The organism is Pseudomonas sp. NPDC087358 (assembly GCF_044900785.1).
GTDB lineage: Bacteria > Pseudomonadota > Gammaproteobacteria > Pseudomonadales > Pseudomonadaceae > Aquipseudomonas.
Genome location: NZ_JBJDOA010000005.1, coordinates 365,407 through 378,666 on the forward strand (window position 1 = coordinate 365,407; position 13,260 = coordinate 378,666).

The window sequence follows — 13,260 nt, forward strand, 5'->3', positions numbered from 1 at the left end:
GTGCTGATCGTTCCCACGCTCCGCGTGGTAACGCCGCTCTCGACGCTCTGCGTCTGCGTTTGATCTGACGCAGAGCGTCAGCGGATGCATTCCCACGCAGAGCGTGGGAATGATCGGAAACATGCGAAACGCTCGAAAACTCGACCGGCTCAGAAATCCTGGTGCTGATCGTTCCCACGCTCCGCGTGGTAACGCCGCTCTCGACGCTCTGCGTCTGCTTTTGATCTGACGCAGAGCGTCAGCGGATGCATTCCCACGCAGAGCGTGGGAACGATCGGAAACGCGCGAAACGCTCGAAACTCGACCGGCCACGCGAACCCTGTAGGAGCCAGCTTGCTGGCGAACGCGGCGCGTCAGTCGCCGGTTTGATACCTGACCCCGCGCATTCGCCAGCAAAACGCCCCGGGGAAGCGGTGCTTCAATTCAAAAGCGTGTCCGTCGAGATCACTTGAGCGTAGGCAAAGCCCAGCGCGGACATGAAGGCGGCGTGTACCTGGGCCGCCGGGACTGTGCTGCCGTTGAATTCCAGATCGCGGCTGGCGCAGGCGTCGTGAATGACTTTGACCGTGTAACCGAAATCCGCTGCCGCGCGAGTCGTTGCGTCGATGCACACGTGACTCATGGAGCCGATCACCACCAGTTCATCGATGCCGTGCTGATCCAGGACCTGCTTGAGCTCGGTTTCCCGAAATGAATTGGCGAAGTGTTTGAGCAGCACCGGCTCATCACCCTGGTTGATGACCTTTGCATGCAGTTTTGCGCCGTCGGAGCCCGGGGTGAAGAACGGCGCGTCCTGGCTGGTGAATTCGTGACGGATATGCACCACCAGACCCTCTGCATCGCGGGTGGCCTGGATAATCCTGGCGGCATTATCGGCCGCTGCATCGGCACCGACCAAAGGCCATTTGCCGCCAGGGAAGTAGTCGTTCTGGATATCGACTACGATGAGCGCTGATTTGGACATGTCTGCTGCCTCGGTTGGGATCTGTGTGGTGTGGGGTCAGTATTGACCCTGTGGGGATCGCCGTGGATTGGCCGTAACGACATTAGACGAGGCAAAACTGACAATGAGCGTTGAACGGCCAGTTGCCGAGATCGGCCTGCTGATTTATCCCGGCTCACAAACCGCAGCGGTGCACGGGCTGACGGACCTGTTCGAGGTCGCCAATCGCATGGCCGACGAACATGGCGCGACACAGCTGCCGCGCCTGCGGGTCAGTCATTGGCAGGTGGACAGCCGTTGCGAGCCGCAGCGGGTATTCGACAGTCTGCCTTTGGCGCAAGACGGGCCATTGCTGGCGGTACTGATTCCACCGTCGTTGATGGGCCTGCCCGGCACCGAGGCGATGGAGGGCCTGTCACGTTGGGTGCGGACACAACACGCCGCTGGCGCGACCATCGGTACGGTGTGCCTGGGCGCCTTCGTGCTGGCGCAGACCGGCTTGCTCGATGGCCGCGCCGCCACTACCCACTGGACCCAGGCCAAACCGCTGGGCGAACGCTTCCCCAACATCAGGGTGCACGCCGAGCAACCGATCATCGACGACGGCGACATCATCACCACGGCCGGCTTGATGGCCTGGGCCGAACTGGGGCTGCGCCTGGTCGACCGCTTGCTGGGGCCGAGCATCGCCACCCGCACCGCGCGTTTTCTGGTGATCGAGCACAGCGACAGCGCCCAGCAATGCGGCAGCAATTTCGCGCCGATCCTCGGGCATGGCGACAGCGCGGTGCTCAAGGCTCAGCACTGGTTGCAAAGCACCGGCGCGGTGGATGTCTCGCTGGCCGAGATGGCGCGTCGTGCAGGGCTTGAGGAGCGTACGTTCCTGCGCCGTTTTCGCGCCGCCACCGGCCTCAAACCCACCGAATACTGCCAGCACCTGCGTGTCGGCAAGGCCCGGGAAATGCTCGAGTTCACCAACGGCACGGTCGATCACATCGCCTGGACCGTGGGCTATCAGGACTCGGCGGCGTTTCGGGCGACGTTCAGGAAAATCACCGGACTGGCCCCCAGCGCCTACCGCAGCAAGTTCGGCGTAGGCCTGCCCGATGTGGCGCCGCGTGTTTGAGCCGTGAGTCACTCGGCGACCGGCGTTGTCCATATCGGCAACTTATTGATGGAGTGCCGAGCATTCATGCCCGCAATCGGAAACCCTCGCCACGCCAGGACCCTGGTCAGCCTGGCTGCGCTGACGCTGCTGGCCGCCTGTAGCTCGCAACGCAATCAGCCGCCACCCCCCGCGCCGGACCTGGTACGCAGTGAAATCGTGCGCTTGCTGCCCGCCAGTGTCGCCGACCGTCAAGGCTGGGCGACGGATATCTACACCGCGTTCGAAACACAGAAAATCGACCCCAGCGTCGAGAATCTGTGTTCGGTGCTGGCGGTGACCGAGCAGGAGTCGAACTATCAGGTCGATCCGGCCGTCCCCGGGATGGGCAAGATCGCCCAGGATGAGATCGACCGCCGCGCCAGCAAGGTGCATATCCCCAACCTGTTGGTGCGCAGCGCGCTGGATATCCGCTCGCCGACCGGCAAGACCTATAACGAACGCCTGAGCGCGGCGCGGACCGAGAAAGACCTCAGCCTGATCTTCGATGATTTCATCGGCATGGTGCCCCTGGGGCGTACGCTGTTTGGCAACTTCAACCCGGTGCACACCGCAGGCCCCATGCAGGTCAGCATCGAGTTCGCCGAGCGCCACGCACAGGATTATCCCTATCCGCTGGACAGCTCGATTCGGCATGAGGTGTTCAGTCGCCGTGGCGGCATGTATTTCGGCATCGCTCATCTGCTCGGCTATCCGGTCAGCTACGACAAGCCGCTGTATCGCTTCGCCGACTTCAATGCCGGCTGGTACGCCAGCCGCAATGCCGCGTTTCAAAGCGCAGTGGCGCGTCTGTCGGGCAAGCGCCTGGCGCTGGACGGTGATTTGATCAGCTACGGTTTCGGCCCGTCACTGGGCCAGACCGAGCTGGCAGTGCGCGGCCTGCACACGCAATTGGGCATGCGTAACCCGAGCATTCGCAGCCAGCTGGAAAAAGGCGAGACACTGGCGTTCGAGGACACCGATCTGTATCGGCAGGTGTTCGAACTGGCCGACAAGGCGGCGGGCAAGCCGTTACCCAGGGCGATCCTGCCGGGCATCGTCCTGGAAAGCCCGAAGATTACCCGCAAGCTGACCACCGCCTGGTTTGCCCAGCGGGTCGAAGAACGCCGCGTGCGCTGCATGGCACGGGCCTCGGGCAAACTGCAGTAACCACTGCGCGCAGGGCAAGCGAGCGACCGCCTGTCCATTTCATGGCACCCCTGCGCTGTGCGGCTCTCGAAGCCTTAACAGCCCGGATGCGCCGGACTTTGCCTAGCAGAGGTGCCTATGTCAGTCGATCCAACCCTCCCTCTCGGTGTGCCGCCCGTTGCCCCGACCACGCCCGTCGAAAGCGACCTGGATCCGGACGCAGGAGACGACGAGGATGCCGCCCAAGAGTTGAAAGAGTCGAAAGAGCAGCGGCCTGAAGACTGGAACGAGCCTCCTGCGGCAAAGGTCCCTGGCGCCGATGACCCCACCCCGCTTTCTGACGACCTGCGCTAGCAGGCTGCCGTCGGTCGCCGGAGCAGGGCACATGCCTTCGCTTCGGCTTTTTTTTCAAGCGTCGTTTACCAGGAGCCCGTTTTGAGTCGTGACCCTGTGACACCCAACATCCTCACCAGCAGTGTGCCGGTAACGGATTCTCAGAGCGCCGAAGCGCTGTTGTTCGGTTCACCCAAGGACCGTCTGGATTTCTACCGCAAGGAAATCCAGTACGAGACCACCATCCTGTCCAACCGCACCAACGCCTACCTGTCCGCCCAGTCGTTTCTGGTCATCGCGTTTGCCTCCTCCATGGCCAATCTCAATCCGGAGTGGGGCAAGTTGTTCACCCTGGTGGTGCCGCCGTTTCTGACATTGCTCGGCCTGATCAGCTCGATGCATGCCTGGCCCGGGATTCGAGCCGCCTACGAAATCATCGACCACTGGCATTTCAAACAAAGCCAGTTGTTGCACAGCCAGCCGGCCATGGGCCTTGCCTACGATGATTCGCCGTTGTTCTGCGAGCATGAGTCGAGCGAGAAGGGCTATCGCAAGTCATTGCTGTTCTCGATGCGCACCCCTTGGCTGTTCAGCGTCTTCTGGCTGCTGCTGGGCGCGTTCTCGATCTACGCGCAGACCGCCAGTAGTGCGTTCTGAGCGGCGACGCGCCATGGGGCAGGGGAATGTGCGCCAACGCACAGCTTGATCACCGCAGGCGCGGCAGGTTCGCAACCCTGTCTACACTGACGTATCGGTCTGCAGGCAGACGGGCTGGCGGGCGCCTGGTTTCGATCAACATGGAGGTGATGGCATGCTGTTTACCCCGCAATTGCGCAGGACTCTGGAGAGCGGTTTTCTGCCCCTGGCCTGTGAGTGTACGGTCATGCCCGGCGGCACCCTGATGGTGAGGATTTTTCAGCCCGACACCGGCCAGCTGGCCCTGCGCGTAGACAACCTGTCGATCGCCAACCTGACCACCGTGCGTCAGGTGGCGGAGCTGGTCGCCGAGCTGCGCTATGATCTGCGCACGTGTGTCACACCCTTTGGCTCATCGCCTGCCTCTCTGGTGGGGTCCCAGGGCGCTTGATGTGCGTTCGTGGCCATCTACCGCGGGTCGTCGCCGCCTTTATCTACACGGGCGATGGAACGATTGGCGCTTGATGATGTTACCTTGACACCAATGGTGTGGCAGGGTATTTCCTTGGCTTTGTCCGCGATTTGAAAACCACTGTGTATTGAACAAGTTAGGAAACCATTCCGCAGAACCGGAATCAGTGTCCTGACCCTATTTTGACGTCTGGTCGTCGGAGTGGTTTGACCGCCCGATCAACGTATAAGAAAAATCCCAGGAGCCACCTCATGGCAGTACTGCAGCAAACCACCATGCAAGCCCTCAAGCGCTCCCACGCGCAACTGTCTTCGCGCTGGCTCACCGACCTTGAAGCCAGTGGCGCTACGCGCAATCTCAAGGCCGATGACATCAATCAGCAGACGGGCGACTTCTTGCACTTGCTGACCTCGGTGCTGGAGCGTGGTGGTTCGCAAAACATCACCACTGCCGACTGGGACGAGATCCGCCAGTTCCTGGAAAAACTCTCCCACCAGCGCGCGCTGGCCGGGCAGGATTCGCAACAGACCGCGAACTTCATCTTCGCCCTCAAAGGGCCGTTCTTTACCCTGCTGCAGGAAGAGTTCGCCGAGCAACCGGCGGTGCTGGCCGAGCAGCTCTGGGAAATCTCCCAGCTGCTGGACGCGCTGGGCATGCACACCATCCGCACCTTCCAGAAATCCCGCGAGGCGGTGATCAAGCGCCAGCAGGAAGAACTGCTCGAGCTGTCCACCCCTGTGGTCAAGCTGTGGGACGGCGTGCTGGCACTGCCGATGATCGGCACGCTGGACTCCCAGCGCACCCAGGTGGTAATGGAGTCGCTGCTGCAACGCATCGTCGACACCGGCTCTGAAATCGCCATCATCGACATCACCGGTGTGCCGACCGTCGATACGCTGGTCGCCCAGCACCTGCTCAAGACCGTAACCGCCATTCGCCTGATGGGCGCCGACTGCATCATCAGCGGCGTGCGTCCGCAGATCGCGCAGACCATCGTCCACCTGGGCCTGGACCTGCAAGGCGTGGTCACCAAGGCCAACCTGGCCGATGCGCTGGCCCTGGCGCTGCGCCGTCTGGGCGTGAGCGTGACCAAGGCTGCGGTATAAGCCCATGGAGCGGATTCCAATCCTGCAGATGGGCGACTTCCTCCTGGTCACCATTCAAGTGGACATGCATGACCAACTGGCGCTGACGCTGCAGGACGACCTGTCCGAGCGGATCAGCAAGACCTCGGCTCGTGGCGTGCTGATCGATATTTCGGCGCTGGACATGGTCGACTCCTTCATCGGCCGCATGATCGGCATGATCTCCGGTCTGTCACGGGTCATGGACGCTGAAACCGTGCTCGTCGGCATGCAGCCGGCGGTGGCCATTACCCTGGTGGAGCTGGGCATGACGCTGCCGGGTGTCAGCACCGCGCTGAACGTCGAGCGCGGCATGAAACTGTTGCGCGAGCGGGCTGAGACGCAATGAACACGCGCAGCAGCGGCACTCAAGGCATTCGTATAGAGCAGGATGTGGTGCTGGCCCGGCAAACGGCGCGCAAGCTGGCGCAGGAATGTGGCATGCGCCTGATCGACCTGACCAAGCTGGTGACCGCCGTCAGTGAGCTGGCGCGCAACACCATGGTCTACGGCGGTGGCGGTGACATGGACTGGCAGATCGTCGAGGACGGCGTGCGCACTGGCCTGCGCCTGACCTTCCGTGATGAAGGCCCGGGCATTCCCGACCTGAAACTGGCGATGACCGATGGCTGGACTTCCGGCGGCGGCCTGGGTCTGGGCCTGACCGGTGCCAAGCGCCTGGTCGATGACTTCGAGCTGGACACCGCGCCCGGTGCGGGCACCCGAGTGACGATCTGCAAATGGACCTGAGACTGCACAGCAGCCTGACCCAGGTATTGCCGGTCGAGGACAGCAGCCAGGTCGGCCATGCCCGCCGCACTGCGCAGAAGCTGGCCGAGCAGCTGGGTTTCGACGCCACGGACGCAGGTCGTGTGGCATTGGTGGTCACCGAGCTTGCAAGCAATATCCTCAAGCATGCCAGCAGCGGCGAGGTGCACCTGCGTCCGTTGCCCGGCGCCGTGTCGGGCGTCGAGGTGATCGCGATCGACCGTGGACAGGGCTTCGATCTGCATGACTGCATGCCCGACGGCGTTTCCACGCGCGGCACACAAGGCATCGGGCTGGGCTCGATCCTGCGTCAGGCTCAGGTGTTCGACGTGCACAGCGACCACCGTGGCACCGTGCTGCTGACGCGCTTCTACCCACGGGCAGCGGTGGTCAGGGACCTGCGCGCAGGTGTCAGCCAGCATTCGCTGCACGACGATCCGGCCTGTGGCGACGCCTGGGAACTGGCGATCAAGGGCCAGCAGATCAGCATGCTGATGATCGACGGTCTGGGCCATGGCCCGGAGGCCGAGGCGGCGGCAAGGGCAGGGGCCACGGCGTTCAATCGCGAACCGTTCGCCGAGCCCGGCATGCTGCTCGAGGAAATCCACCACGACATGCGCGGTAGCCGCGGCGGCGCGCTGGCGATTGCGCAGTTCGACGGCGCGGATGGCGCGTTGCGCTTTATCGGGATCGGCAACATCGGTGCGACGCTGATCGGCGAGGACAAGCCCCGTGGCATGGCCTCGCATCCTGGCATCGTCGGCCTGCAGTACCGGAAGATCCCGGCGGTGAACTACGCTCACTGCGGCGGGCAACTGTTGATCATGTACAGCGACGGCCTGCAATCGCGGTGGAATCTTCGTGACTACCCGGGTCTGATGTATCGACACCCGGCCATCATCGCGGCGGTTCTGCACCGCGATTATTGCCGGGGCAGGGATGACGTAACGGTATTGGTAATGGCCCTGGAGGCGCTCGATGACTGACAACCCCGCTCACGGCGTCCTTGAGGAGTCCGCCCAGCTTCGCCAGGCGCGCGACGAAGCGGCAGCGCTGCGAGCCGAACTGGACGAGACCAATCAGGGCGTGCTGGCGCTGTATGCCGAACTCGACGGCCAGGCCGAGCAGTTGCGTCAGGCATCGGACCTCAAGAGCCGCTTTCTGTCCTACATGAGCCACGAGTTCCGCACCCCCCTGGGCTCGATCCTGAGCATCGCCAGCCTGCTGACCGATGAAATCGATGGCCCGTTGAGCCCGGATCAGCACAAGCAGGTGGCGTTCGTCAGCACCGCGGCGCGGGAGTTGAGCGACATGGTCGATGACCTGCTGGACCTGGCCAAGATCGAGGCGGGGCGCATCACCATTTCACCCGCCTGGTTCGACATGTTCGATCTGTTCTCGGCCCTGCGCGGTATGTTCAGGCCGATCGTCGACACCTCGGCGGTGGATCTGATCTTCGAAGAGCCCATGGGCCTGCCAAGGCTTTACACCGATGACAAGAAGGTGGCGCAGATCCTGCGTAATTTCATTTCCAACTCCTTGAAGTTCACCCAGCGTGGCGAGGTCCGGGTGTCGGCGCGCCTCGAGGGCGAGCAGGCTATCCGTTTTGCCGTCAGCGACACCGGCATCGGCATTCCGCCGGAGCTTCACGGCGCGCTGTTCGAGGACTTTGTCCAGGTCGACTCGCCGTTGCAGAAGCGGCTGCGTGGCACCGGCCTGGGTTTGTCGTTGTGCAAGCGTTTCGCCGAGCTGCTGGGCGGCCGGGTCGGGGTGCAGAGCCAGCCCGGCATCGGCTCGACGTTCTATGTCGTCATCCCGCTGGCGCTGGCTCAGGAGCACCTTGATGAAAGCTGAAACCCGGCTGCTGATCGTCGATGACAATGCCGCCACGCGTTATGCCTTGCGTCGGCGCATGGAGCGCCAGGGGTTCACTGTGCTGGAGGCCGGGACCGGCAGCGAAGGCCTGCAGCTGATCGCCGAGCAGATCCCCGATGCGTTGATTCTCGACGTCAACCTGCCGGACATGAGCGGCTTCGATATCGTCCGCCAACTGCGCACCGAGCCGCGTACGGCCTTGCTGCCGGTGGTGCATGTGTCGGCGGCGTCGATTCAGACCGGCGATATCGTCACCGGCCTTGAGGCGGGCGCCGACGCTTACCTGGTGCACCCGGTGGACCCCGACGTGCTGCTGGCGACCCTGCGCACGCTGCTGCGGGTGCGTGACACCGAATTTGCCCTGCGTGACAGCGAGGAGCGCTTTCGCGAGATTTTCGTCAACGTGTCGGCGCCCATCGCGGTCATGGATGGCCAGTTGAACATTCATGAATGCAATCACGCCTTCGCCCGGCTGATCGCTCAGGGTTCACCCGAGAGCACCGTGTTGCAGTGCCTGACCGAAAACCCGCAACCGGTGATCGCCGGTCTGTATGAAGCGCTTGCCGCTGGCGAGCGCTGGAAAGGCACGGTGAGCATGCTGGTCAAGGGCGATCTGCGCGAAACCGAGTGGCAAGTGTCGCCCTATCGCGCCACCGGCCTGAGCCTGGTGTTCATCGAGGACGTCACCGAGCATCGGCGCCGTGAGCAATCGCACCTGCAGCAACTGGACACGGTCAACAGCCGTCTGGCCCATGAAGTCGCCGAACGCGCCAGGACCGAAGAACAGCTGCTGCAGGCGCAGAAGATGGACGCGATCGGCAAGCTCACCGGGGGCATCGCTCACGATTTCAACAACCTGTTGACGGGCATCATGACCGGCCTTGAGCTGATCAAGAAGCGCACCGAGGACGCCCGGCCCGACAAAGTGCTGGCCTACGCCGATGCCGCGCTGGCTTCGGCCAGGAGCGCGGCGGCATTGACTCACCGCCTGCTGGCCTTTGCCCGGCAGCAGCCGCTGGACACCCGCGCCACCGACATCAATCAGCACGTGCGCTCTCTGGAGGACCTGGTCAGCAGGACCGTCGGCAAGCGCATCGGGCTGACCCTTGAGCTGACCTCCCGCAGTGCCGTGGCAATGGTCGACGCCGGGCAGCTGGAAAGCGCGGTGCTCAATCTGGTGATCAATGCGCGCGATGCATTGCCTGAGGGCGGCAACATCTGGATCAGCACCTTCGAGGCGTATTCACAAGGCAACTCGCGACTGGCGGATGGCCCCTACATCACCTTGACCGTGCGCGACGACGGTGTCGGCATCGAGCATCACCTGATCAGCAAGGTGTTCGACCCGTTCTTCACCACCAAGCCCATCGGTGAAGGCACCGGGCTTGGGCTATCGACCATCTATGGCTTCGCCCGGCAATCCGGTGGCGACGTGCAGATCCGCAGCGTTGTCGGCCATGGCACCGAAGTGACCCTGATGCTGCCTGCCGCTGTCGATCAGACGGTGGCCCCGCCCCAACCGGCGCAGACCGCCGAACTTGGCGCTGGCGAGCATGTCCTTATTGTCGAGGACACCGCTTCGGTGCGCATGTTCGTCAACGAGATCCTGACCGATGCGGGCTATCGCTGTACCCAGGCGGCGGACGTCATCACCGCGCTGTCGATCATGGAGCACGACAGCTCCATCGATCTGCTGCTCACCGATGTCGGCATGCCCCACATGAACGGCCGCGAGCTGGCGCAGAGAATGCGCAACTGGTGGCCGCACGTGCCGGTGCTGTTCATGACTGGTTACGCGGAAAACGCCCTGAACCGCCAGCATTTCCTGGGGGAGGGCATGGACATGATCATCAAGCCTTTCCAGATGGTCGAGTTCCTCGACAAGGTCAGGACCATGCTCGACGCATGAGGCGAGCTGTTCTGAAGATCGATTCGGCGGCATAAACACGCGTGAGCTTTGTTACCATTCACGCCCATTCACTGAGTGCCATCCATTGGGCACACACCGTTGGGGCCCACTGATGAGCGGCGCCTGAGGGTGAAGGAGATTTTGTTTTGACCCTGAGCCAGGAACTTCACCAAAGCGCGATCGATAACTGCGCCCGTGAACCGATCCAGATTCCCGGCAGTATTCAGCCTCAGGGCTTTTTGCTGGTGATTGACGAAGCGACGCTGAGCATTGGCCAGGTCAGCGCCAACGTGCTCAGTTGGCTGGGCCTGGAGCCGCAGGCGTTGATCGGTGCCGCGCTGGCTCGGGTATTCGATGACTGCCCGCGCCTGCTCGATCGCCTGGCCGCGCTGCCCGAGGACGACCAGAACCCGTTTCACGTCGGTGATGTGCGCTTCCTTGAGGGCTCTCGTGCCGGCCTGCCGATGGCGATGATGGTGCATCGGCATGACCGGGTGCTGATCGCCGAATTCGAGCCTGCCAGCGACATGACCTCGGCGTACGGCAACGTCTATCCGTTGATGCGCACCTTCATCAGCCAGATGGAGGAGGGCGAAAGCATCCAGGCGTTGTGCCAGCGTTCGGTGGACGAGGTCAGGCGCATTACCGGGTTCGGGCGGGTCAAGTCCTATCGTTTCGATGCCGACGGCAATGGCCTGGTCAACGCCGAAGTTGCCCAGCCCGGCTACCCCAGTTACCTGGGGCTGAGCTTTCCGGCGTCCGACATTCCGGCCCAGGCCAGGGCGCTGTACGTGGCCAACCGGATTCGCGTGATCGAGGATGCCAATTACCAGCCCTCGGCGTTGGTGCCGGTCAATAACCCGGTCACTGGTGCGCCACTGGACCTCAGTTTCGCCACCCTGCGCAGTGTTTCGCCTGTGCATCTGCAGTACATGCGCAACATGCAGACCCTGGCCTCGATGTCGATTTCCATCGTGGTCCGCGGCCAGTTGTGGGGCCTGATCTCCTGCCATCACGCAACGCCGCGCTCGGTCAGCTTCCAGACCCGCACCGCCTGTGAACTGCTGGGCAGCGTGTTGTCGTTGCAGATCGAAACCAAGGAGGCCCAGGCCAAGACCCAACGCATGCTCAGCCTGCGTCGCCAGATCGTGCAGATGCTCGCGGCGATGGCTGACCTGGACAGCGTCATTGGCGGTCTGCGCGCGATGCCGGAGGTATTGCTGGCGTTCGTCGAGGCCACAGGCGCGGCGGTGATTTCCGAATCGACGCTGGATGTCTATGGCCAGACCCCCGACCGTGCCCAGATCCACGCGCTGACCCAATGGCTGAGTCAACGTGACGCCCATGAGGTCTTCGCCTCTGACAACGTAGGCCGCGACATACCTGAACTGCCGCAACTGGGCGAGTCGGTCAGCGGTGTGCTGGCGATGGCCATTTCCGAGCTGCATTCCAACTACATCATCTGGTTCCGCCCCGAGCAGACGCGGGTGGTGAGCTGGGCGGGAAGACCCGAGAAAACCATCAGCGACAGCGGTTCGCTGAGCCCGCGTCACAGCTTTGCCCTCTGGCAGGAAACCGTTCGCGGCTTCTCGCGTCCGTGGGATGAGCTGGACGTCGAAGGCGTAGTGGAGCTGCGCACTGCGGTGCTCGGCATCGTCCTGCGCAAAGCCGAGGAAATGGCCGCCCTGGCTGAAGAGCTGAAAAAATCCAACAAGGAACTCGAAGCGTTCTCCTACAGCGTGTCCCACGACCTGCGCGCGCCGCTGCGGCATATCGCCGGCTATGCCGAACTGCTCAGTGACATCGAAGGCAGCAAGCTGTCCGAGCGAGGGGTGCGGTTCCTGGACAACATCGGCGAATCGGCGCGTTTTGCCGGCACGCTGGTGGACAACCTGCTGAGTTTCTCGCAGATGGGCCGTTCGGCCATGCGCTTCTCGCAGGTTGACCTGAACGCGATGGTCGAGGCCATTCGCCGGGAAATGCTCCCCGACTACGAAGGCCGGGACTTGAGCTGGCGTATCCCCGAGCCTTTGCCGGTGGTGATCGCCGACGCCGCGTTCCTGCACCTGGCGATGCGCAACCTGCTGTCCAACGCGATCAAGTACAGCCGTAACCACAGCGCCGCTGTCATCGAAATCGGCAGCTATGAGGAAGATGGCAAGGTCGTGGTGTACATCCGCGACAACGGAGTGGGGTTTGACATGCAGTACGCGGGCAAGCTGTTCGGCGTGTTCCAGCGGCTGCACCGGATGGAAGAATTCGAAGGCACAGGGATTGGCCTGGCCAGTGTGCGGCGCATTATCGAACGCCATGATGGTTCGGTATGGGCGCACAGCCAACTGGGGCACGGAGCCACTTTCTATTTTGCGCTGCCCAAGCGCAGTCTCACTGTAACCATTTGAGTGTCCGAGGAGACGCCCAATGCTCAAACCCATTCTTCTGGTGGAAGACAATCCCAACGATCTGGAGCTGACTCTGGTCGCGCTGGAGCGTAGCCAGTTGGCCAACGAAGTGATCGTATTGCGAGACGGCGCCGAAGCGCTGGACTATCTCTTTCGGCGAAACAACTACGATGACCGTGCGCTGGGTAATCCGGCGGTGCTGTTGCTCGACCTCAAGCTGCCCAAACTCGATGGCCTGGAAGTTCTCAAGGCGATCCGTGAGAGCGAGGAGCTGCGCAGCATTCCGGTGGTGATGCTGACCTCATCACGCGAGGAACCCGATCTGCAACGCGCTTATGCATTAGGAGTGAACGCTTACGTGGTCAAACCGGTCGAATTCAAGGAATTCGTCTCGGCAATCTCCGATCTCGGGGTTTTCTGGGCCGTTCTCAACGAGCCGCCGCCAGGTTCCCTGCGACTGTCACGCCGTCCGGGTTCCTGATTCACCTGTCCATCCGACCTGCGC

Annotated in this window: 14 protein-coding genes; 13 read left to right on the forward strand and 1 reads right to left on the reverse strand. The window is 62.7% G+C overall.

Features of this window, described 5'->3' with window-relative positions; translation table 11 throughout:
- Positions 1-418: 418 nt before the first annotated feature.
- Complete coding sequence (locus tag ACI2KS_RS14610) at positions 419-964, reverse strand: cysteine hydrolase family protein (RefSeq protein WP_404621330.1); 546 nt, start codon at positions 962-964, stop codon at positions 419-421.
- A 103-nt stretch (positions 965-1,067) separates the two neighbouring features.
- Between ACI2KS_RS14610 and ACI2KS_RS14615 the strand changes: the two genes are divergently transcribed.
- The 13 genes from ACI2KS_RS14615 (at position 1,068) to ACI2KS_RS14675 (ending at position 13,236) form a co-directional block, all read left to right on the forward strand.
- A complete protein-coding gene (locus tag ACI2KS_RS14615; protein WP_404621332.1) occupies positions 1,068-2,069 on the forward strand; it encodes a GlxA family transcriptional regulator in 1,002 nt (333 codons plus the stop codon).
- 66 nt (positions 2,070-2,135) lie between these two features.
- Positions 2,136-3,257, forward strand: coding sequence for a DUF1615 domain-containing protein (locus tag ACI2KS_RS14620; protein WP_404621334.1), 1,122 nt, complete (start codon positions 2,136-2,138; stop codon positions 3,255-3,257).
- A gap of 117 nt (positions 3,258-3,374) precedes the next feature.
- Positions 3,375-3,590, forward strand: a complete 216-nt coding sequence (locus ACI2KS_RS14625; RefSeq protein WP_404621336.1) for a hypothetical protein — start codon at positions 3,375-3,377, stop codon at positions 3,588-3,590.
- A gap of 96 nt (positions 3,591-3,686) precedes the next feature.
- Positions 3,687-4,226 (forward strand): hypothetical protein, encoded by a 540-nt coding sequence (locus ACI2KS_RS14630; RefSeq protein WP_404621637.1) that lies wholly within the window; start codon positions 3,687-3,689, stop codon positions 4,224-4,226.
- A gap of 154 nt (positions 4,227-4,380) precedes the next feature.
- On the forward strand, positions 4,381-4,656 hold the full coding sequence (locus tag ACI2KS_RS14635; protein WP_404621338.1) for a DUF1652 domain-containing protein: 276 nt from the start codon (positions 4,381-4,383) through the stop codon (positions 4,654-4,656).
- Between the two features lie 272 nt (positions 4,657-4,928).
- Positions 4,929-5,783 (forward strand): STAS domain-containing protein, encoded by an 855-nt coding sequence (locus tag ACI2KS_RS14640; protein WP_404621340.1) that lies wholly within the window; start codon positions 4,929-4,931, stop codon positions 5,781-5,783.
- A gap of 4 nt (positions 5,784-5,787) precedes the next feature.
- Positions 5,788-6,150, forward strand: coding sequence for an STAS domain-containing protein (locus ACI2KS_RS14645; RefSeq protein WP_404621342.1), 363 nt, complete (start codon positions 5,788-5,790; stop codon positions 6,148-6,150).
- The gene (locus ACI2KS_RS14650) at positions 6,147-6,551 is read left to right on the forward strand and encodes an anti-sigma regulatory factor (RefSeq protein WP_404621344.1); all 405 of its coding nucleotides are present in this window, start codon (positions 6,147-6,149) and stop codon (positions 6,549-6,551) included. Before ACI2KS_RS14645 ends, ACI2KS_RS14650 begins: the two co-directional genes overlap by 4 nt.
- Complete coding sequence (locus ACI2KS_RS14655) at positions 6,542-7,555, forward strand: ATP-binding protein (protein WP_404621346.1); 1,014 nt, start codon at positions 6,542-6,544, stop codon at positions 7,553-7,555. Before ACI2KS_RS14650 ends, ACI2KS_RS14655 begins: the two co-directional genes overlap by 10 nt.
- On the forward strand, positions 7,548-8,423 hold the full coding sequence (locus ACI2KS_RS14660; protein ID WP_404621348.1) for a sensor histidine kinase: 876 nt from the start codon (positions 7,548-7,550) through the stop codon (positions 8,421-8,423). Before ACI2KS_RS14655 ends, ACI2KS_RS14660 begins: the two co-directional genes overlap by 8 nt.
- Positions 8,413-10,353: a response regulator gene (locus ACI2KS_RS14665; RefSeq protein ID WP_404621350.1), complete on the forward strand. Its 1,941-nt coding sequence runs from the start codon at positions 8,413-8,415 to the stop codon at positions 10,351-10,353. The genes ACI2KS_RS14660 and ACI2KS_RS14665 overlap by 11 nt, the downstream gene beginning before the upstream one ends.
- 146 nt (positions 10,354-10,499) lie before the next feature.
- On the forward strand, positions 10,500-12,755 hold the full coding sequence (locus tag ACI2KS_RS14670) for an ATP-binding protein (protein WP_404621352.1): 2,256 nt from the start codon (positions 10,500-10,502) through the stop codon (positions 12,753-12,755).
- Positions 12,756-12,774: 19 nt separating this feature from the next.
- Positions 12,775-13,236, forward strand: a complete 462-nt coding sequence (locus ACI2KS_RS14675; RefSeq protein WP_404621354.1) for a response regulator — start codon at positions 12,775-12,777, stop codon at positions 13,234-13,236.
- Positions 13,237-13,260 lie beyond the last annotated feature (24 nt).